Annotated in this window: 6 protein-coding genes; 1 reads left to right on the top strand and 5 read right to left on the bottom strand. The window is 70.5% G+C overall.

Annotated features, from left to right (window positions below; genetic code table 11):
• Window positions 1-64: 64 nt before the first annotated feature.
• The 5 genes from QA802_RS28875 to QA802_RS28855 all read right to left on the bottom strand — a co-directional run bounded on the left by QA802_RS28875 (window position 65) and on the right by QA802_RS28855 (window position 18,144).
• Window positions 65-10,402, bottom strand: coding sequence for a LamG-like jellyroll fold domain-containing protein (locus QA802_RS28875; RefSeq protein WP_334528530.1), 10,338 nt, complete (start codon window positions 10,400-10,402; stop codon window positions 65-67).
• A 478-nt stretch (window positions 10,403-10,880) separates the two neighbouring features.
• Window positions 10,881-12,170, bottom strand: coding sequence for a vWA domain-containing protein (locus QA802_RS28870; protein ID WP_334534965.1), 1,290 nt, complete (start codon window positions 12,168-12,170; stop codon window positions 10,881-10,883).
• A 215-nt stretch (window positions 12,171-12,385) separates the two neighbouring features.
• Window positions 12,386-13,720: an AAA family ATPase gene (locus QA802_RS28865; RefSeq protein ID WP_334528527.1), complete on the bottom strand. Its 1,335-nt coding sequence runs from the start codon at window positions 13,718-13,720 to the stop codon at window positions 12,386-12,388.
• Window positions 13,721-13,828: 108 nt separating this feature from the next.
• A complete protein-coding gene (locus tag QA802_RS28860; RefSeq protein ID WP_334528524.1) occupies window positions 13,829-15,277 on the bottom strand; it encodes a hypothetical protein in 1,449 nt (482 codons plus the stop codon).
• A 242-nt stretch (window positions 15,278-15,519) separates the two neighbouring features.
• Complete coding sequence (locus QA802_RS28855; protein WP_334528522.1) at window positions 15,520-18,144, bottom strand: glycosyltransferase family 1 protein; 2,625 nt, start codon at window positions 18,142-18,144, stop codon at window positions 15,520-15,522.
• A 177-nt stretch (window positions 18,145-18,321) separates the two neighbouring features.
• On the opposite strand from QA802_RS28855, the gene QA802_RS28850 reads away from it, so the two are divergent.
• Entirely contained in the window at window positions 18,322-19,479 is a 1,158-nt protein-coding gene (locus QA802_RS28850) for an RNA-guided endonuclease InsQ/TnpB family protein (protein WP_334528519.1), read from the top strand.
• Window positions 19,480-19,900: the final 421 nt, after the last annotated feature.

Genomic DNA, 19,900 nt, shown 5'->3' with positions numbered 1-19,900 from the left:
TCGCAGGCGATCTATTCCCGAGCGTGGCACTACTGATTCCTCTCAATAATATAGAAGGGTACATTCATCGGCCTGCAACTGGGGCATCCGCACCGGTTCTGCTATCGATCGCGGTCCCTAGATTCTTCCATCCACTCCCTGAAGTGTAAATGAGATTTGACACCGTTGCAGCGTCGGCGCCGGCAAGCCTTCCGGACGCGTCCCAAGCCGTGTAGGACATCCTGACTTCGAAGGGAACAGTACGACTCCCCTTATATACAGGTGTGACTTGATAATGGACTACGTGCTGGGAGTTCACAAGCGATCTCACTTGGTCCTCGAAATTGAGCATGCCGTCCATCGGAGGAATCGGAGCCTTGGGCTTCCCGACGTAAGAATTAGCATCCGTTCCACAGGTCACCAAATTGGCGAGGTCAGTTCCCGACCCACCCAATTGTGCACCCACAAGGTGACAGTTATTGACACCGCTGCGGGCACCACCGAGATGGCTGACGTATCGTCGAGCCCATTTATAACCGGGCGGCACATTCCCCTTGACCGTGGGAGTGCCTGGGTGCGCCGCGAGGTAGGCACTGTCCAGACAGGCCTCACCAAAGGTAGCTCGGTTGCCGTGCGCGCTGTCGACATCCCCGTACTCCACCCAGCCCTTGCCGTCGCGACGACAGTCCTCGCTCCTGCGGCTTTCACCTGAATTGCCGTCGCTGCCGGGATTCGTTCCCGGGGCTGCGTGAGTGTCCGGCATATATTGCTCATCGTCTGACAAGTCAAGCATCTGTGCGGCACCGACGACCAGCTTGACGATGTCGCCGGGCTTCCATTTACCGCCGTTCGGATCCCAATCGGGTTTTGGGGTGGGCCGTGTGGGGGCGGGCCTGGGGTGCTTGCCGTTGTTGGGGTTCTGGTCGATGGGCGGCTTGGGTGGGCGAACGACCCGGGGTTGCGCAGCCGCTGTTCGACCGCCGCAGGAGTAGGTGCATGCGTAGTTGTAGGTGCTGGCGCCGGTACCTGTGGAGACGAGACCGGAGCTGCCGGCACCGGCTCGCATGGCATTGGCCTGAGCCGCGATCGCGCTGGACATGCTGCCCGCATACGACTGTGACAGGACGCTACTGCTGGTTGTGCTGTGACTGCTTGTGGAGGAACTCCCCCACGACCACGACCAGTCCCACGACGAGCTGTAGGACAAACTGGAGTGCTGGAGTTGGTAAGAGGCATAGCCGGCCAGCGCTGTCAAAACGACAGCCGTGCCGTAGGCCTCCACGGCGCATGCGTCCCAGAAGCAATGCCCACTGGGGTCCGTTCCGTTGAGCGGTCCACCGTTGCCGTAGGTGTACCGATTTGCCTGCCCGGACGGCATCGGGTCCAGTTGCCAGGTGTCTCGTGAGGTGAAGGATCCTGTGCCCGGCTGGTACCAGCGGGCGGCCATGTTGACGTCGCCGCTCGTCGGGTCGGTCCAGCCGGACTGGTAGCCGATCGCCGGGGTGGTGCCGTTGGTCGCTGTTTCCTTGCCGAAGGGGTCGTAGGAGGTCGAGCCGGTCACCGAGGTGCCGTTCGCCGTCAGGCCGGCGACCAGGTCGGTGTGCTGGTCGGTCAGCGCCCACTGCTTGGTCGTGCCGGTGGCGAGGGAGAGCAGGGCGCCGTCGGGTGTGCGGTTGTAGGCGGTCGTGCCGTCGCCTGCGAGGTTGTTGGAGCCTCCGTCGTAGGTGAACGTCGTCGCGCCTCGGGTCTGGACGCGGTCCAGGGAGTCGTACGAGTACGTCGTGCCGCCGTCGGTGATCTTGCGTTCGAAGGCGTCGAAGGTGAGTGAGCGTGCCGGACCGCTGCCGCTGCCGGTGTCGGTGTCGGTGTCGGTGTCGGTCGAGGACAGGGTGCCTCGCGCCGTGTACGTGTACGCCGTCGTGCCGTCCGTCAGCTGACGGTTGCGGGCGTCGAAGGTCGCCGTCGTCGCGCCCGCCTTGGTGCGGTTGCCTGCGGCGTCCCACTCGTACGACGTCGGCGCCGTGCCGTCCTTCGCCCATGACGTCATGCGGTTCGCGAAGTCGTAGGTGTACGTGTTGCTCCCCGCGCCTGCCGTGCCCGTCGTCGTCTTCGACGTCAGGTTGTCGTCCAGGTCGTAGCCGTACGTCGTCGAGGCCACGCTCGTCGCGCCGTCCGCCGAGGCGACGGCATCCGACTTCATTCGGCCCAACTCGTCGTAGGCGTAGGTGCGTTTGGCTGTGACCGTGTACGGCCCCGTGCCCGTCGGGCTCGTGGCGTACTGCTCCGTGCTCGGGCGGCCCGCGGCGTCGAAGTCGTAGAGGACGTCGTTGCCGGTGATCGAGTCGCGGGCGGTGTCGATGCGGCCTGCGGCGTCGTAGGTGTAGTCGGTGGCGCCGGCCGTCGTGGTGCGTCGTGTCATGCTGCCGTCGGCGTTGTAGGCGTAGGCGGCAGTGCCTCCCGGGCCTTCGGCGGTCAGCAGCGCGCCGCGATCGTTGTAGGTGTAGGTGTTGCGGGTGACGCCGTCCGCCGTGCCTGTCGCGGTCAGACGCCCGGCAAGGTCGTGCTCCAGGGTGCGGGTCACCGTGGACGCCTCCGCGCCGGTGCCCGTCTCCTTCGTGAGGCGGCCGAGGCCGTCGTAGGTGCGCTCGCGCTTCACGCCGCCCGGCAGGACCTCCGTCACTGCCTGGCCGGCCTTGTCATAGACGGTCGTCCAGGTGCGGTCGGCCGGGTTCGGATGTGCGGGTGTGGAGGGCTCGATCGTCGACTCGGGCAGGCCCCAACTGTTGAACGTGTAGACGGTCTTGCCGCCGCGTCCGTCCGTCAGGCGGGTGAGGTTGCCCTCGGCGTCGTAGCCGAGCGACGACGTGATCGACGCCGTCGCGGTGACCGGCTCCGTCTGGGTCGTCATACGGCCCAGCGCGTCGTACGCGTAGGTCGACCGGGCCTTGCTCCCCGCGGGGACCACCGCCGTGCGGTTGCCCTCCGCGTCGTATTCGGCGGTCGCGGTGCGCAGGGCGGTGGCGCCGGTGCCGTAGTCGGTGGTGGCGGTGACGTCGCCGAGCGCGTCGTAGGACGTGGTCGTGCGGCGGCCGGTCGCGTCCGTGGTCTCCGTCCGGCGGCCCAGGCCGTCGTAGTCGTACCTGGTCGTGCCGGCCGGGTCCGTCACAGTCCTCGGTTCACCGGCCGCGTTGTACGTACTCGTCGTGGCGGTACCCATCGGCGTCATCGACGCGATCTGGTTGTTCGCGTCGTCCCACGTGAAGCGGCTGACCAGGTTCGCGGCGCTCGGGTAGCGCTCGACGGTCGTCGCCGTCAGCTGCCTGCCGAGCTCGTCGTAGGTGGCCTCGGTGCGGGCGCCCGTCGGGCCGGTGACGGACAACTGGTGACCGGTCGGGGTCCAGGTGGCACGGGTGACACCGCCGCCGTCCGCGCTCGTGGGGTTGAGCAGGTCGGAGTCGGTCTCCGCCGTCATCGCCGCCGCGGCGTCGGCCGCCGGGTCGGTCTGGGCGGTCAGCTGCCCGAACTGGTCGTAGGCGTAGCGGGTGACGCGGCCCAGGGGGTCCGTCGCGGTCCGCGGCCGGCCGAGTGCGGTGTACGTGGTACGCGCGGTCGCCGTCAGAGCGGTGGTGAAGCCCGGCGGGGTGTAGCCGGGCAGGGTCACCGCGGTGGTGCGGCCGAGGCGGTCGACCTCCGTGCTGGTCGTCCTGCCGCGGGCGTCGCGCGTGTGGGTGGCCTCGCCGAAGGTGTTGTAGCCGGTGAGGGTGCTCGGCCTGGTGGTGGAGGCTGTGGCGCCGTTCTCCTCCGTCTGCACCGCCGGCGCGGTCTGCTGGACCGGACGGCCCAGTGCGTCGTAACGCAAGACGGTGGTGTACGCGGCCGGATCGGCGCCGGGGGCGTGGCCGCGGGGGCTGACCGCTGTCAAGGGCAGGCCGCGGTCGTCGTAGGTGCCGGTGGTGATGTGGGTGCCCGTGCCGTCGGTGACTGATTGCTTGGTGACGTTGCCCGCCGCGTCGTACTCGGAGGTCGTGGTGAGCTTCCTGGTCCCGGAGATCGACTGCGTCTGTTCCGTCACTCGGTCGTCGCCGTCGTAGGCGAGGGTCGTGGTGCGGTTGAGGCCGGACGGGTCCAGGGTGCTGGTGAGGGTTCGGCCGAGGGCGTCCACCGTGAACGTCCGGGCGGTCTTGCCGCCGCCGGTGGTCTGCCGGACGAGGTGGCCCGCCGGGTCGTAGACGTCGGACTCCAGCACGATGTCGTGCCGGGTGCCGTCCGCCTGGGTGACCTGCTTGGCAGTGGTGGTGGCCGCGAGGCCGTCGTCGTAGTAGGTGTACGCGGTCGTCGCACCCATGGCGTCCGTCGTGGACGCCAGGCGGCCGGCCGGATCGTACGCGTTCGAGACCACCGTCAGATCCCGGACGGAGCCGGACGGGTCGCCGGTCCAGTCGTCGAGGACCGTCGTGGCGTGCCGGCCGCGGGCGGTGTACGTGTAGGTGAAGTGCGTGCCGGCCGCGTCGGTCATGCCGACCGCCCGGCCGAGTTCGTCGTGCTCGAAGCGGGTGGTGTTCTGTTCGGCGTCCGTGGCGGTGTCGTTGAGGCCGTGCGCGTCGTAGGTGTAGAGCATGGTCCGCTCGGCGTCTCCGCCGGTGGCGTCCTTGGTCGACTCCGAGAGCAGGTTGCCGTCCTCGTCGTAGCTTCGGCTGATCACAGGCGTGTGCGTGACCTGCGTGATCTCGTTCTGGACGCCCGCGCCCGTCTCGGTCACGACGTGCGAGGCCGCGTCGTAGGCGTAGGCCGTGGTCACGCCTGCCGGGAAGGTGTCGGAGACCTGCTTCTCGGTGATCCTCCGGCCGAGGCCGTCGTACGTGTACGACGTCACCAGACCCGACGGGGACGTGACCTCGGCCAGGTCTCCGTCCGCGTGGTAGCGGTACGACGTCTTCGCACCGCCCGGTGTCGTCCGGGTGAGCACAAGGCCCGCCGGGACCGTGCCTCCGCCGACCGCCGGCTCGCTGCCCGCTGTGTACGTCGTGGTGGCCGTCGAGCCGCCCGGGCGGGTCACCGTGGTGGGCAGGCCCTTGTCGCTGTAGGCGTACTGCGTGCGGTAGCGCGTGTCCTTGGCGTCGGTCGAGCGCTCGTCGCTGGTGGTGAGGGGCTTGTCGTTGCGCGGGTCGAGGGGGTCGGTGGTGTTGAGGTAGTACGAGGCGAACCTCGTCGTGCATGAGTCGGCGTCTCGGCAGGTCGTGGTCGAAACGACGTTGCCGCGCGCATCGTGGCCGGTGACGGTGGTGTGGCCGTTGGGGTCGGTGACCGTGTGCAGGTAGCCGCCAGTGTCGTACGCGAAGGTGGTGACGCCCTGTTCGGCGTCGGTGACGGCGGTGCGGCGCCGGCCGCGCAACGCGTCGTAGGTGGTGCTGGTGGTGGCGCCCGTCGGATCGGTGACGGTGACCGTCATGGACAGGGCGGACGAGTTGGAGTGCTCGCGCGAGCTGTAGTGCTCTGCCACCTGGTCGGCCGTCAGACCGTTGCGGTAGATGGCGACTTCGTCGATCTGTCCGGTGAAGTAGCTGACCTCGCCGGGAGCGGCGGGCCAGCCCTTGGCGAAGCCCGCCCCGATGTAGGTGCGGGTGTTGGACTGGTGGTTGACGGCTCCGGTCAGGGTGGCGGCCTGGACGCCGTCAAGGTAGAGAGCCTGGGCCGTGCCGGTGGCGGTGACGACGGCGTGATGCCACTGGTCGTCGTTGACGCTGTCGACGGAGGCGACCTTCGCGGCGCCGAGCCCGGGTGAGTAGAACTTGCCGTGCAGCTTGCCGTCCGTGCCCACGTACAGCAGGGGTGCGAAGGTTCCGGTGGCGGTAGTGCCGCCGACAGGGTTGGACTGGTCCCCGATCAGGACGCCGGGCTTGGTGGTCTTGAACCACAGCTCGACCGCCAGGTCGGTCGATCCTCGCAGGATGCCGCCGGGTATCTCGGCGTAGCCGTTGCCGGTGAGGCTGACAGCACTGTTGTCGCCGGTGCCGAAGGCCCCGTCGGCGCCGAGGGTCGCGTTGGTGTAGGCGCCGTCGCCGTCGAGGGCGGCGGACTGGCTGTGTGCCACGCTTCCGCTGGTCTCGTCCAGGCGCCAGTAGCCGGCCGGGGCGTCTGCGGTGACCGCGCCGCGGTAGTGGGGGCCGTCGCCGGTGACCATGCCGGTGCGGGAGCGGTAGTGCTCACCGACCTCGGTGGCGGTGAGGGCCTTGGAGTAGAAGGCGACCTCGTCGATGGCGCCGCTGAAGTGGCCCCACGGGTCGGAGGAGTCCAGCGCGGCCCAGCGTGACCCGGTTCGGCCCTTGCCGAGGAAGATCCGCGTCTGGTCCAGATGGGTGATCGTGCCGGACACCTGGCCCGCGAGCACGCCGTCGACGTACAGGGCGGAGGTGTTGCCGCTGCCGGTCAGCACGGCATGGTGCCACTGGCTGTCGTTGACCTTGATCTTGGAGACCGGGGGGGTCCAGTTGGTGGTCTCCGAGTAGAACTGACCATGCAGCTTGCCGTCCGTGCCCACGTAGAGCAGCGGAGTGGCGCGGGTGGGAACCGCGTCCTCGCTGATGTCGGCATTCGCCTCGGTCAGCAGGATCCCGGCCTTGTCCGTGCGGAACCACAGTTCCGCCGACAGGGCGGTGCCATCGAGGGAGGCGTCGGCGACCTGGATGTGCGAGTCACCGTTCAGGCCGGCGGCCGTGTCGTCGCCGGCGGCGAAAGCTCCGAAGGTACCGAGCACGACATCGTCGCCGTACTCGCCGTCCGAACCCTCCGCGAGAGCGCTCGCCGCGGTGAGGCCACGGCGGTCACCCAACCGCCAGTACTCGGTCGGCCCGGAGGCACGCACAGCGTCGCCGTAGGCGGCGGAACCGGCTGAATAAGACGGGGCGGACACCTTCCACACGCCGTTACCGGCTTCCTTGACCTGGGTGACCCGCTCGGTGTCGGAGTCGTAGGTCACCTCGGCGTCGACGCGTCCTGAGGGCAGGGTGACCTTGGTGATCCTGGAAGCGGTGGCCCTGGCTGCGAAGTGGTCGATGACCGTACTCGCGTCGATGGTGTGGTCGTAGAACGCTACTTCGTCGATCTGGCCGTTGAAGTGGCCGAGTTGGTCGGTCTTGTCGATTCCCTGCCAGGGCACGCTGGTCCAGCCGAGGCCGACGTAGGTGTAGCGCTGTTCGAGGTGGTCGATGGCGCCGGTCCTGGCGCCGATCGCGGCCCCGTCGAGGTACAGCGCCTGCGAGGTGCCGGCGCCGGAGAGCACCAGGTGGTGCCAGGCGCCGTCCGTCACGGCACCGGTGGACGTCATGGGTGTCCACGTGGTGCCGGGGTAATAGAACTGGCCTCGGAGCTTGCCGTCCGTGCCGACATACAGCAGGGGTGTGGACTGGCTGACGGTCGGGTCGACGTCCTCCATGCGCTCGTTGGCCTGCGACAGAAGGACACCGGGCTTGGTGGTCTTGAACCACATCTCCACCGAGGCGAACGGTGAGGATCCCCATGCGTCGTCGGGCAGTGCGAGGTGGGAGTCGCTGCCGTCGAAGGAGCCGGCCTTGTCGCCCGTCCCAGCCGGCGCACCCGCCGCTTCGCGGGTGACGTCCCGGTACAGCGCCTCGTTCAGGCCGGTACCCGAGACGGCCTCGCTCTTCGCGCTCTCGCCGTCGGCCTCGTTCAGCCGCCAGTACGCGGACGGGCCGGCGTCCAGCACGGTGCTGCGGTACAGGCTGCCGTCCTCGTAGGTGTAGACGGTGCACGAGGTGGTCGACGACGGCGGGCAGACCTTCACCAGCCGGTCGCCCTCATAGGTGTAGGTCCATTTCAGACCGGAGCCGGCACCGCTCACGGCGCTCGTCTCGGCTGCCGCCACATGACCGCCGGACCAGGTGAAAGTCAGGGTGCGGCCCGACAGCACGTCCTTGGCCTGGGTCAGCTTGCCGTCCGAGTAGGTGAGTTGCTGAGCCCTGCCATGACCGTCGGCGATCTTCGTGAGCAGACCGGCTGTGTCGAAGGTATGAAGCGTCCCGGAGCCGTCGCGCAGCGTCCAGCCGCCGCCGGTCTCCGCCTTGAGGAGTCCGGTCGAACCGGATGGAGCGGCATAGCTGCCGTCCGCGTTCCTGCCGAAGCGGACCTGACTTCCGGTGGAGAGCGTGATGACGACGCTTCCCGTGCTCTCCGCCGCCGCCCGCATGTCCCAACGCGTCGCCCAGCCGGCACCGAAGGCGTTCTTCTGCCGTGGATCCTGCGAGTTGTAGGTGCGCGTCACCGACAGCTCGGGGCCAATAGTCGGCACTGCGGCATCGGTGGCCGCGGTCACGTAGTTGCCGGAGCGTTCGCCGAAGCTGCGGTCGCCGTCTGTTCCACCGAGGTGGCTGGTGATCGCCGGCTGGGCCACCTGCGTCGTCAGCAGAGACGGGCCGGGACGCAATGAGGTGCCACTGCCGTCATAGGCGTACCCGTACCAGGCGTACGTCTTCGACCAGGACAGCCAGCCGCTGGTGACCGCCCACTGCTGGGAGGCGACGCGGGGACCCGTCTTGCAGTTCTTGCGGAGGTTCTTGCCCTCGACCTCACAGACTTCGAACTGGTACTGCAAGGCCTTGGGATAGCGGTCACGGTCGGCACCGGACGCCCACAGAGTCGGCGTGAGGGTGGTGACCACGGCCCCGCTTGCCGGCGCCTCAGCGGTCAGGTACGGCGGAATGTTGACGGCGGACACCCGCATGGCCACGGTAGGGACGCCGGAACCGCTGAACGTTGCCACGCCGTTGTCGTTCATCGTCCACGCCAGGGTGTAGTCACCCGGCGTCAGCGGTGCGATCCTGGCATCGACCGTTACCGTTCTGCCCGGAGGAACGTCGGCGGGCATCGGCGACCAGCGGATCTTCGAAGTGTCCGTGATCTCCCTGCCTGCCGCGTCGTACAGATGGTAACGAAGGGAGAAGTTGCCGTTCTTCGGCCACGTCTGCTGACCGCGGTTGGTGACCGTCACCTTGAAGACGCTCTCCGCGGTCGCCGTGATCGGGGAGACGAACTCGCCGAGCTTGTAGGTGGCGCCGTACTTGGTCCAGGTGACGTCCAGGCTGGGCTTGCCGTTCGGGTAGTCGTCCGAGCCGAACTGCTTCCAGGACTTCGAATCGGTGGTCGAAGCCTTGACCGCCAGGCCGTAGTTGGCTTTCCGGGCGTGCGTCCAGTCATCGACCAGTTGACGACCGGCGGAGCCGAGGTTGATCGTCTCCCAGGCGGGGCCGCACGACCAGGTGGTCGTGCCCCCGGGCCGCCAGCCGTGGGCGAAGCTCTTGGAGGCCAGCGACGCGCCGGTCGACGGGCCGGGCCACTTCGACGTCGTGGACTCCGCCCAGTTCGACGTGATCGGGTGCACCGTCACAGGCCGGGCGGTGCAGGACTGCGACCAGGTGTTGTACAGCGCGAGGTTGGCGTTGAGCACCCAGGCGTTCTTCAGGCTCGTCTCCAGGCCCGCGAAACGCAGGAAGGCCGCGGCCTTGTGGCTGCCACCGTCATACGTACCGGCCTTCAGCACCGTGTCCGAGGCGAAGTTCTGGTTGTACGGGTACTGGACATAGGTACCGGAGGTGGCCTCGACGGACTTCACCGACGGGTCCACACGGACGGGAAAGACCCGCTCGGGCGCGGACAACCACGCCTTGTCGAGCTTGACCACCAGAACCTGGCGGCCGTCCTCCACCGTCAAGCTGTAGGTGACGCCGGAGGAGATCACGCCCTGGTCGGAGTCGGCAGCGAGGTTCGAGTCCTGCATCCAGCCGGCCGGCGTCCACGCGCGGACGGTGCCGTCGGCGTCGGTGAACACCACGTTGCCGTGGGCGTCGAGCGACGCCGTGAGCCCCTCCAGCTCCAGCGGGAAACGCCACTCGGTGGGCGCGTCGGCGTCCTTGAGGACCAGGGTCTCCTTGACCGAGTCGCTGCCCGCAAGGAAGTCGATGTCGGAATGGGGGCGCACGTTCTCGTAGGTCAGAGTGCTGGCCTCCGCCTGCCCGGCGACGCCGTGCGCGTCGTCCACTCCGTAGCCGACCGACACCCCCTCGTCCACCTGCACACGCACCACGGGATCGGCGTCGGCTATGCCGGCGAACTCGATCTGGGCCTCGGTCGAGGAGGTTTTCCAGCCTTCCTCTTCCGTGCTCATCGTGCTGGGACCGGACGACTCCAGGGGGACGAGTGTCGCGTCGATCGGCTTCCAGGACCCGTCCTCGGACCGGAAGTTGACCGGCTCCGTGTAGAAGCGGGTGGTGTAGGTCCCGTCGGGGTTCAGATACGTGCTCTCGCGCTCCGCGCGCTCGCCCGCGACCTCCTTGCTGCGCCCGGCGTCGAAGCCCTGGGGCGTCGCGGGAGCCGGAGGCGCGACCGATGTGACGGGGCCGGGCTGCGGCATGGGCGCCGCGCCAGGCAGGTCGACGGCACCGGCCGCGCTGTCCGCGGGCAGTTCGCCAGGACCGGACAGCGCTCCGGCGCGTCCGCCCCTGGCGACGGCATCCGTCGCGTCGGCGGTGGCGGCGTGGCCACGGCCGGCGGCACTCCCCCACTGCTGATCCGGCGCCTCCCCCGTACCAGAAGCGGACGACGACTGCCCTACCGCGAGAGCGACTTGCTCAGTTCCTGCCAGTACAGACAGAACGAAAGCGACAGCAAGAACCAACGGACGTGCCGGACGCACGACATCCCCCCACCCAAATGATCACAAGTGGGCAACTTTTAACAGATTTCCTCACAAAAACACAAGGGCTTCACAGATCTCACCCATCTGAAGTGAACATGATCACGCCGCATTTGCCGCGAAGGGTCAGCACTCAGACACTCCGACGCATCCAACGAGGGATGTTCGCAAGCCAGTTGAGCGGGCACCCCGGCCTTCACCCTCCGCCGCCCGCCGTCCCGATCTCCACCACCCGGGCCCAGGCGGGCGGGGTGTCGGGGACGTAGTCGGGGTTCGTCTCGCGGTAGCGGGTGCGGCCTCGGGGGAAGAGGCCGATCACCGTGCGGCAGGACGGGCGGGTTTCGGGCCAGGGGGTCTGACCGTCGGTGAGGACGACGATCGCGTCGGGGCGGGGACTGGCCCGCAGGGCCTTGGCGAAGCCGGTGCGCAGGTCCGTGCCGCCGCCGCCCATCAGGGGGATGCCCTCGGCGCGGCACAGGGTGTGCACCATCCCCGCCGACGCGTCGCACGGCACCACGGAGACCAGGTCACGCCGGCCGCCCACGGCATGGGAGATGGCAGCGACCTCCAGGAGCGCGCTGCCCAGTTCGGCGTCGCTGACCGAACCGGACGTGTCGATGACGACGCACACCCGGGGCGGCCGGTGCCGCAGGCTCGGCAGGACGACCCCGGGCAGGCAGGCCGAGCGACGCGCGGGACGGCCGTAGGTGTAGTCCTCGCCGACACCCGGACCCGAGGCCGCCGAGCGGACCGCCGCGCCCAGCAGTTCCCGCCAGGGCTGCGGCGGGTGGAAGGCCTCTTCCGCCCACCTCTTCCACTGTTTCGGCGCCGACCCCGGCCGCCCGTTGATGCCTTGCGCCACCCGGAACCGGACGGCGTCCCGTTGCTGCTCGCTGAGGCCGTCCGCGCCGTCGGGGCCCAGTTCCCACTCCCGTTCCCGTCCGTCCGCGCCGCTGCCGCAGTCCAGCCAGGACAGGCGCTGGGTGCGCGGCCCGAGCCGGAACTGACGCAGGTAGTCCTCCATCAGCTCGCCCGGATCCAGTCCCAGTGAGCCCGGTGTCACGGCCCCGGCAGGCTCGACCAGTCCGTCCCCGTACGCGTCGTCGTTGATCTCGCAGTCCGCGGCGATGTTCATCCGCAGCCGGTCCCCCGGCCCGGTCAGACCGCGTTGCCTCGCGAGGCGGTCGCTGCGGCCGTGATGGTCGCGCAACAGGTGCGACACCTCGTGCACCCACACGCCTGCCAGATCCTCCACCGGCATCCGCTCGACGAACCCCGGCGAGACGTAGCAACGCCAGTGCCGGTCCACGCCCATCGTCGGCACCTGCCGCGACTCCACGATGTGCAGCGCGAACAGGGCCGTCGCCAGGTAGGGGCGGGCCCGGGCCGCGTACAACCGGGCCGCGAGCAGTTTGTCCATGTCCAACGGCGGGCCGGCCGCCGCGTCGGCCGCGCCCCGCGCGGACAACGGCACGCCGGCCGCCATGGCCGCCGGACTCGCCGCCCCCGCCCCCGCCGGCACACCCGGTCCCGCGCCGGCCGAACCCCCGGCGTTCACCGGCACACCGGACCCCCCACCCGCCGGACCCGGCCGCCCGGCCGCCGATACGCCCGGCACGGGACCCGCTGATCCCGGCAGGCCGTCCGCAGGCAAGCCGTCCGCCGACAAGCCGGACCCCCCGCCCGCCGAACCCGTCGTGCTCATCGGGTCGCCTTCGCCGTGTCGGCTTCCCGTTGCTTCGTGCGGGCCGCCGCCCGGTCCGCCCGCCGGGAGAGGGCCACCGCGCCGGCGAGGCTCTCGATCGACGGGGGCACGTCCCAGTCGTCCTGGCGCAGCGCGGCGAGGGTGGTCGCGGGGACCACGACCAGGTCGGGGGCTCCGGTCTCGACCGCCCTCACCAGCAGCGCCCACGCCGCGTCCCAGCGGGACCGGTCCGGACGGGACCTGACCGCCGCCACCACCGCGTCCAACGCCGCCTGACGCAGATCGCCCCGCTGGGGCAGCTCGGCGCCGGCCGGATCGGCGAGCAGGTCCTCGGGATCCGGCAGGTCCATCCGGTCCAGGCCGGCCAGCAGTTCCAGCCCCGGCCCGTCGCCGACCGCGCCCCGGACCAGGAGGGAGAGCACGTCCCGGGAGGAGCCCGCCGCCGTCGCGAAGGCGATCAGGCTCAGGGCCATCTCCCAGCTGCGCGGCGACGGCCAGGCGCCGCCGCGGCGGGTCTCGCCGCTGGGCAGCCGGTGCACGAGCGTGGGGCGCGCGGCCAGCAGGCCGCACACCGCGCGGCGCGCGAGGTCCACGGCCTCGGGCAGCTTCGCCGGGTCGAGCCGGGGGAGGGTCGCCCGGGGCCAGGTCCCGCCGAGACCGCGGACGACGACCTCGTGGTCATGGGTCCACTGCAGGTGGACGAAGCGGTTGGCCAGCGGCGGGCTCAGCTCCCAGCCGTCGGCCGCCGAGGACCGCGGGTTGGCCGCGGCCACGATCCGTACGCCCGGCGGCAGTCGCAGCGCGCCGATCCGCCGCTCGAGCACCAGCCGCAGCAGCGCGGCCTGCACAGCGGGCGGGGCGGTGGACAGCTCGTCGAGGAACAGCAGCCCGCGGCCGGCCCGCACCAGCCGTACCGCCCAGTCCGGCGGGGCCATCGGGACGCCCTGCGTCTCGGGGTCGTCCCCGAGGACCGGCAGCCCCGAGAAGTCGGACGGCTCGTGCACGCTGGCGATCACGGTGGTCAGCGGAAGTTCGAGAGCGGCGGCCAGCTGGGTCAGCGCGGCGGTCTTGCCGATGCCGGGCTCGCCCCACAGCAGCACGGGCAGGTCGGCCGCCACGGCGAGGGTCAGGGCCTCGAGCTGGGTGTCGGGGCGCGGTTCGGTGGTGAAGTCGCGCAGCAGGGCCAGGAGGTCTGCGGCGACGTCGAGTCGGGCGGCCGGGGCGGCCGGGGTGTCGGGCGGGTTCAGGACGTCCGACGGCGAGGTGCTGTCCGGTCGGGACGGTGCGTCGGTGGGGGCGTCGACGAGGGTGAGCGGGGCGCATGTGGGCATGGGTGATCACCTTTGGGTTCGCGGGGGAAGGGCAGAAGGGCCGTGCGGGATCGTCAGGGGCCGTGGCGGCCTTGCGAGGTGGTGTGGATGCGGTTCAGTGGATGCGGTTCAGCGGCCGGTCACGTGGCGGGGACGGGAGCGCAGGCCGGCCGGACGGGGCTTGCGCGGTGGGAGGCGGCCCGGCGCGCGCCCGGTCAGGCCGGCCCGGAACAGCCCGTAGGTGATCCGCCGTTCGGCGGCCGCCTCGAGTTCGTCCCGCAGCGCGCCGTCGCGCAGCAGCGCCTCGGGGCCGAGCAGCCCTTCGACGACGGCCAGCGCGCCGGCGATGTCGCCGTGGACGAGGCGTTCACGGACGCCGGTGAGGCAGTCCGGGCGGCGGTGGGCCTCGTCGACGGCCCGCAGGCACGGCAACGGGGTTCCGCTCAGCGCGACCAGGAGTTCCTCCCGCCGGAGTTCGGCCGGGTCGTGGTCCAACGGGACCAGCACCCCATCCACCAGGCCGATCCGGTGACGGGCTCCCCGGCACTCAACGAAACGCGGCTGTCCCGGCCGGTCGGCTGCCTCGGCACGGTAGGTCGGCCGTCGCTCCGGGACCAGCGCGGCGGCGACCAGCGGGTGGAGCCGGTCGGCGTCGATCGCGTCGGCGCGCAGCAGCTCGAGGTCGGGCGGCACCCAGGCGGCGGCGTCGGGCAGCACTGGCAGCGCCGGACCGGTTCCCGGGGCGGCGCCGGTCCCTCCGCCGACGGGCGCGACGCGCAGGGCGGGCGGCCCGCCGCCGTCGTCCCCGTCGGTCTCCAGGATCAGCCGGTGCCGTCCGCCGAGCCGCACCAGGACGGCGCCGCCGGAGCATCCCTGCGCCCGGAGCAGGATGTCCGCCTCGGCGGGCCACCGGTCGACGGCGGCGGTACGGCCGTCGGGCACCGCGCCCGGCGGCAACGTGAGGCGCGGCGCCCGCTCGTCGTCCTCGGGTTCACCCGGCGTCCGCGCCACCGTGACCGTCGCCCCGGACCGCGTCCGCAGCTCGTCCGTGCGGCGCGCGTCCCACAGATGCCGGTGCAGGTCGAGACGGAACCGTCGGCTGGGGTGGGGGTGTGGGTGCGGATGCCCCGGGCCGGCGCCGTGGCCGTCTGCGCGAAATCCCTCCCACAGCGTCAGGCTGATCCGCTGGCCCGCGTCCGCCCAGGACGGCGGCGTCCGCACCACCAGATGCACCGGACGCCCGCCGCGCCCCGCGCCGTCGTACCGCGCGAGGGCGATGGTCAGACCGGGTCGCAGCAGCCCGTGGGGGGCGATTCTCGGCAGATGCCAGCGCAGCAGGTCGGGAGCCAGGTGCCGCAGGTCGCAGCGGAGCCGGGAGACGAACTCCCGGCCATGGCTGCCCGCCAGGGTCCGCAGGTCGAGATCGACGTCGACGCCCGCCGCGGCGCAGGCCCCCGCCCAGTCGCCGGCACGGCGGCGCGCGGTCGCGGTCTCGATCATGGAGGCCGGCACGGCGAACTCGCGCACGCGCGGCCAGAAGGAAAGCGGGGAATCCTCGTTCGCGAAGTGAGTCGTCATCAGCACTCACCTTGCGCGGACGGGTCCCCCGATCTGTCGACAGAAGGAGTAGTCATCGCGGGGAGCATAGCCGTCGTGCCGGTGACCCGGCCAGAGATTTCCGTCGCCCCGTACGGAGGGCGGATCGCACCGGCCCAGCCTGGGGTACGGCACGGCACGGCACCGCACGCACCGCCGCCCGCCCACCGGGTGCGGCGGGCGGGCGGCGGTGCGGGCGTCGGGGGCGGGCCGCGCTCACCGGGTCAGCGCAGCAGGACGCCCGCTTCTTCGGCCGCTTCCTCGGACGGCGCTTCCAGCAGCCCCAGTTCGGCGCCGGACGCCAGCAGGCGGTGGGCCGGGAGGATGCGGACCGTGTACCCGAAGGGGCCCGTGCGGTCCAGCGACAGCGGGCCCTCGTACACCCACCTGCCCTCGAGGTCCGGGCCGCCCGCCGGTTTCAGCGGGACCGTGGCCGCGTCCGTGATGCGGTCCTCCTCATCGACGCGGCCCGAGACCGCCTGCACCTCGACGTCGTCGGGAGTGAGGTCGCCGAGGCGCACCCGCACCCGCAGGGCGAGGGTCGTGCCCAGTTCGGCCGAGACCGTGGCCGCCGACGTCTCCACGTGGTCGACCGCCACGGCGTGCCAGGCCGCACGCACCCGCTGCTTCCAGCCGGAGAGTTCACGCGCCGCGGCGGGGAGCATCGTCCGGTGCGCGTGGGCGGCCGGGGTGTAGAGCCGCTCCACGTACTCGCGGACCATGCGTCCCGCCAGCACCTTCGGGCCGAGCAGGGTGAGGGTCTGGCGGACCATCTCGATCCAGCGGTCGGGCAGGCCGGCCCGCCCGCGCTCGTAGAAACGCGGTGTGATGCGCTGTTCCAGGAGGTCGTAGAGGGCCGTCGCCTCGATGTCGTCCCGGCGGTCGGGGTCGGTTCCGGCGCCGTCCGCGGTGGGGATGGCCCACCCGAAGTCGGGCTGGAACCACTCGTCCCACCAGCCGTCCAGGACGGACAGGTTGAGGCAGCCGTTGAGCGCGGCCTTCATGCCCGACGTGCCGCAGGCCTCCAGGGGGCGAAGCGGGTTGTTCAGCCAGATGTCGCAGCCGGGGTACAGCTTCTGCGCCATGGCCATGCCGTAGTCGGGCAGGAAGACGATGCGGTGCCGGACCCGAGGGTCGTCGGTGAACCGGACGAGTTCCTGTACCAGGCGTTTGCCGCCGTCGTCCGCCGGATGCGCCTTGCCCGCGACGACGATCTGGATCGGCCGCTCCGGGTGCAGCAGCAGCTTCATGAGCCGGTCCCGGTCCCGCAGCATCAGCGTCAGACGCTTGTACGACGGGACCCGGCGCGCGAAGCCGATGGTGAGGACGTCGGGGTCCAGAACGCCGTCGATCCATCCCAACTCGGCGCTCGCCGCACCTCGTTGACGCCACGAGGCGAGCAGTCGCCGCCGCGCCTCCAGCACCAGCTGCTCGCGCAGTTCGCGGCGCAGCTCCCAGATGTCCTGGTCGGGGATGTCGGCGACGGAGTCCCAGCGGTCGGAGCCGCCGACGCTCAGGGCGTCCTCGGCGCGCTCGGCGCCGATCTGCCGGGCGCCGAGGCGCAGCACCTCCGGGGCGACCCAGGTCGGGGCGTGCACGCCGTTGGTGACGGAGGTGATCGGCACCTCCTCGGGGTCGAAGCCGGGCCACAGGCCGGCGAACATCGTGCGGCTGACCTGGCCGTGCAGCAGCGAGACCCCGTTCGCGCGCTGCGCCAGCCGCAGTCCCATGACGGCCATGTTGAACAGGTTCGGCTCGCCGCCGGGGTAGGTCTCCATGCCCAGCCGCAGGATGCGGTCGACGTCCATGCGGGGCAGCTCGGCTTCGGGGCCGAAGTGGCGGGCGACCAGCTCCCGGTCGAAGCGGTCGATGCCGGCCGGGACGGGCGTGTGCGTGGTGAAGACGGTCCCGGCCCGGACGGCCTCCAGCGCCGCGTCGAAGTCCAGTCCCGTGTCGCCGAGTTCGGCGATGCGCTCCAGGCCGAGGAAACCGGCGTGACCCTCGTTGGTGTGGAAGACCTCGGGCTCGGCGTGACCGGTCAGCCGGCAGTACGTGCGCACCGCCCGGACACCTCCTATGCCGAGCAGCATCTCCTGCAGCAGCCGGTGTTCGCTGCCGCCGCCGTAGAGCCGGTCGGTCACCCCGCGCTCGCCGAGGTCGTTCTCCTCGACGTCGGAGTCGAGCATGAGCAGCGGGACCCGGCCGACCTGCGCCAGCCAGACACGGGCGTGCAGCTGCCTGCCCGCGGGGAGGGCCAGGGAGATCCGGGCCGGCGTGCCGTCCTCCTCCTTCAGGAGGGTCACCGGCAGCTCGTTGGGGTCCAGGACGGGGTAGTGCTCCTGCTGCCAGCCGTCCCGCGAGAGGGTCTGCCGGAAGTAGCCGTGCCGGTAGAGCAGGCCCACGCCGATCAGCGGCACGCCCAGGTCGCTGGCCGCCTTCAGGTGGTCGCCGGCGAGGATGCCGAGGCCGCCGGAGTACTGGGGCAGCGCGGCCGTGATGCCGAACTCGGGCGAGAAGTAGGCGACGGCGGCGGGGAGTCCGGCGGAGGAGGGCTGCGCCTGGTACCAGCGGTCGCCGCTCAGGTAGTCGTGCAGGTCGCCTGCGGCGGCGGCGAGCCGGCGCAGGAAGCGGCGGTCCTCGGCGAGTTCGAGGAGGCGGGCCGGGGGCACGCCGCCGAGGAGTCTCACCGGGTCACGGTCCGAGCGGGCCCAGCGCTCGGGGTCGACGGACCGGAAGAGGTCGCGGGTCTCCGCGTGCCAGGACCAGCGCAGATTGCGGGCCAGGTCGCTGAGCGGCCGGAGAGGTTCGGGGAGGAGGGGTCGGACGGTGAATCGACGGATCGCCTTCACTTGATCTCCTTCGAGGATGCCCCGTCCTTCAGGTCGGGGTGGGGGTACTTCCGCTTGCGGGGGAGAATCGAAGCTCCTGCGGAGCAGGGCAACGGGCGGGATTTCGCCGCGAGTGCGAAAGACCGTGCTTCGACGGCAAGTTGACCTCCGATGATCGGCCCTACTAGGTTGTTCTGCGTGAAGATTGTCGCGCAGGTGAAATTGTTGCCTGCGTCCGCGCATGACGCGGATGCACTGGCGGCGACCCTGCGTGCCTGTAACCGGGCCGCGAACGCGGCGTCCGAGGTGGCGTTCGCGAAGGACCTCCAACGCCGGAACGTGTTGCAGGATGCCGTGTACCACCGGATCAAGGCTGACTTCGATCTCGGGGCGCAGGCCGCCGTGCGCACGGTCAAGAAGGTGTGTGATGCCTACGCCACACTCAAGGCGAACCTGCGGGCCGGGAACTACGGACCGGAAGGTTCGAAGCGGCGGAACAAGGTGGAGTCGAAGCCGATCGGCTTCCGTGAGACCTCGGCGCAGCCGTACGACGACCGGATTCTGACCTGGAACCTGGACGATCGGACCGTGTCGATCTGGACGGTGGCCGGGCGGCTCAAGGGCGTTCCGTTCGTGTGCTCGCCCGAGGCGATGAAGCTCCTGGCCTCCCGCAAGGGGGAGTCGGACCTGGTGATGCGGGACGGCATGTTCTTCCTCATCGCCACCATCGACATTCCCGAACCGGCCGTGTCGGAGCCGACCGGCTTCCTCGGCGTAGACCTCGGGATCGTCAACATCGCCACCACCAGCGACGGGCGGATCATGTCCGGCCGTCAGGTCAACCGGTACCGGCAGCGCAAGCGTGACCTGCGCTCGAAGCTGCAGAAGAAGCGCACCAAGAGCGCGGCCCGCGTCCTCAAGCGCCAGCGGCGCAAGGAGGCCCGGTACGCCACCCAGCGCAACCACATCATCGCCAAGAAGCTCGTGACCACCGCTGAACGCACCTCGCGGGGTATCGGTCTGGAAGACCTGACCGGTATCCGGCAGAGGGTTACGGCCAAGAAGGACCAGCGGGCACGGCTTTCCTCCTGGGCGTTCGCCCAACTCGGCTCCTTTGTCGAGTACAAGGCCAAGCGGGCTGGTGTGCCCGTGGTCCACGTCGACCCGCGCAACACCTCCCGTCAGTGCTCGGAGTGCTGGCACACCCACCGGACCAACCGAGTGGATCAAGCACGGTTCGTATGCCGGTCCTGCGGGACCGTGCTGCATGCGGACCACAACGGCTCCCGCAATATCGCCCACCGGGCCGATGCTGTGTGGCAGCGGGGCGCAGTCAACCGCCCCAGTACCGCCTAGCGGTACCGGACGCAGGGAACCACAGTGGGACATCAGCTCTCACTCTGCCTGCAAGCCTGGCCCTTCAGGGCCAGGTGGTTGACTTTCCACCTCGGTGTTGCGCGTTCGCGTGATGGGCGCACGGCAGTGTGCGTCCACGTCTGTCACGACGGTACCGGCGTCGGCGTCGGCCTTGCCGGGGGCTGGCCGGAGCCCTGCGCCGAAGGGCCGAAAATCCCGCTTTCACTCCGCTGGGCCACCTTGTGGGGCTTCGCTCCGCGCGAGAGGGTGCCAGTGGTGTGCCCGGCAAGGCCGTGGCGCGCCGAGTCGGATATCGGCGTGAGGAGTTAACAAAGGGCCGGATTGTTCACCCGCACAGGGTGGAAGGCTCCTCCGGTACTCCCCCGCAGGACCCACCTCCCACCACATCCATCCGCCTACC

It is taken from the genome of Streptomyces sp. B21-105 (assembly GCF_036898465.1).
Lineage (GTDB): Bacteria > Actinomycetota > Actinomycetes > Streptomycetales > Streptomycetaceae > Streptomyces.
The sequence above is the reverse complement of the archived record's forward strand: the minus strand, read 5'-3'. Positions and strand labels throughout refer to the sequence as shown.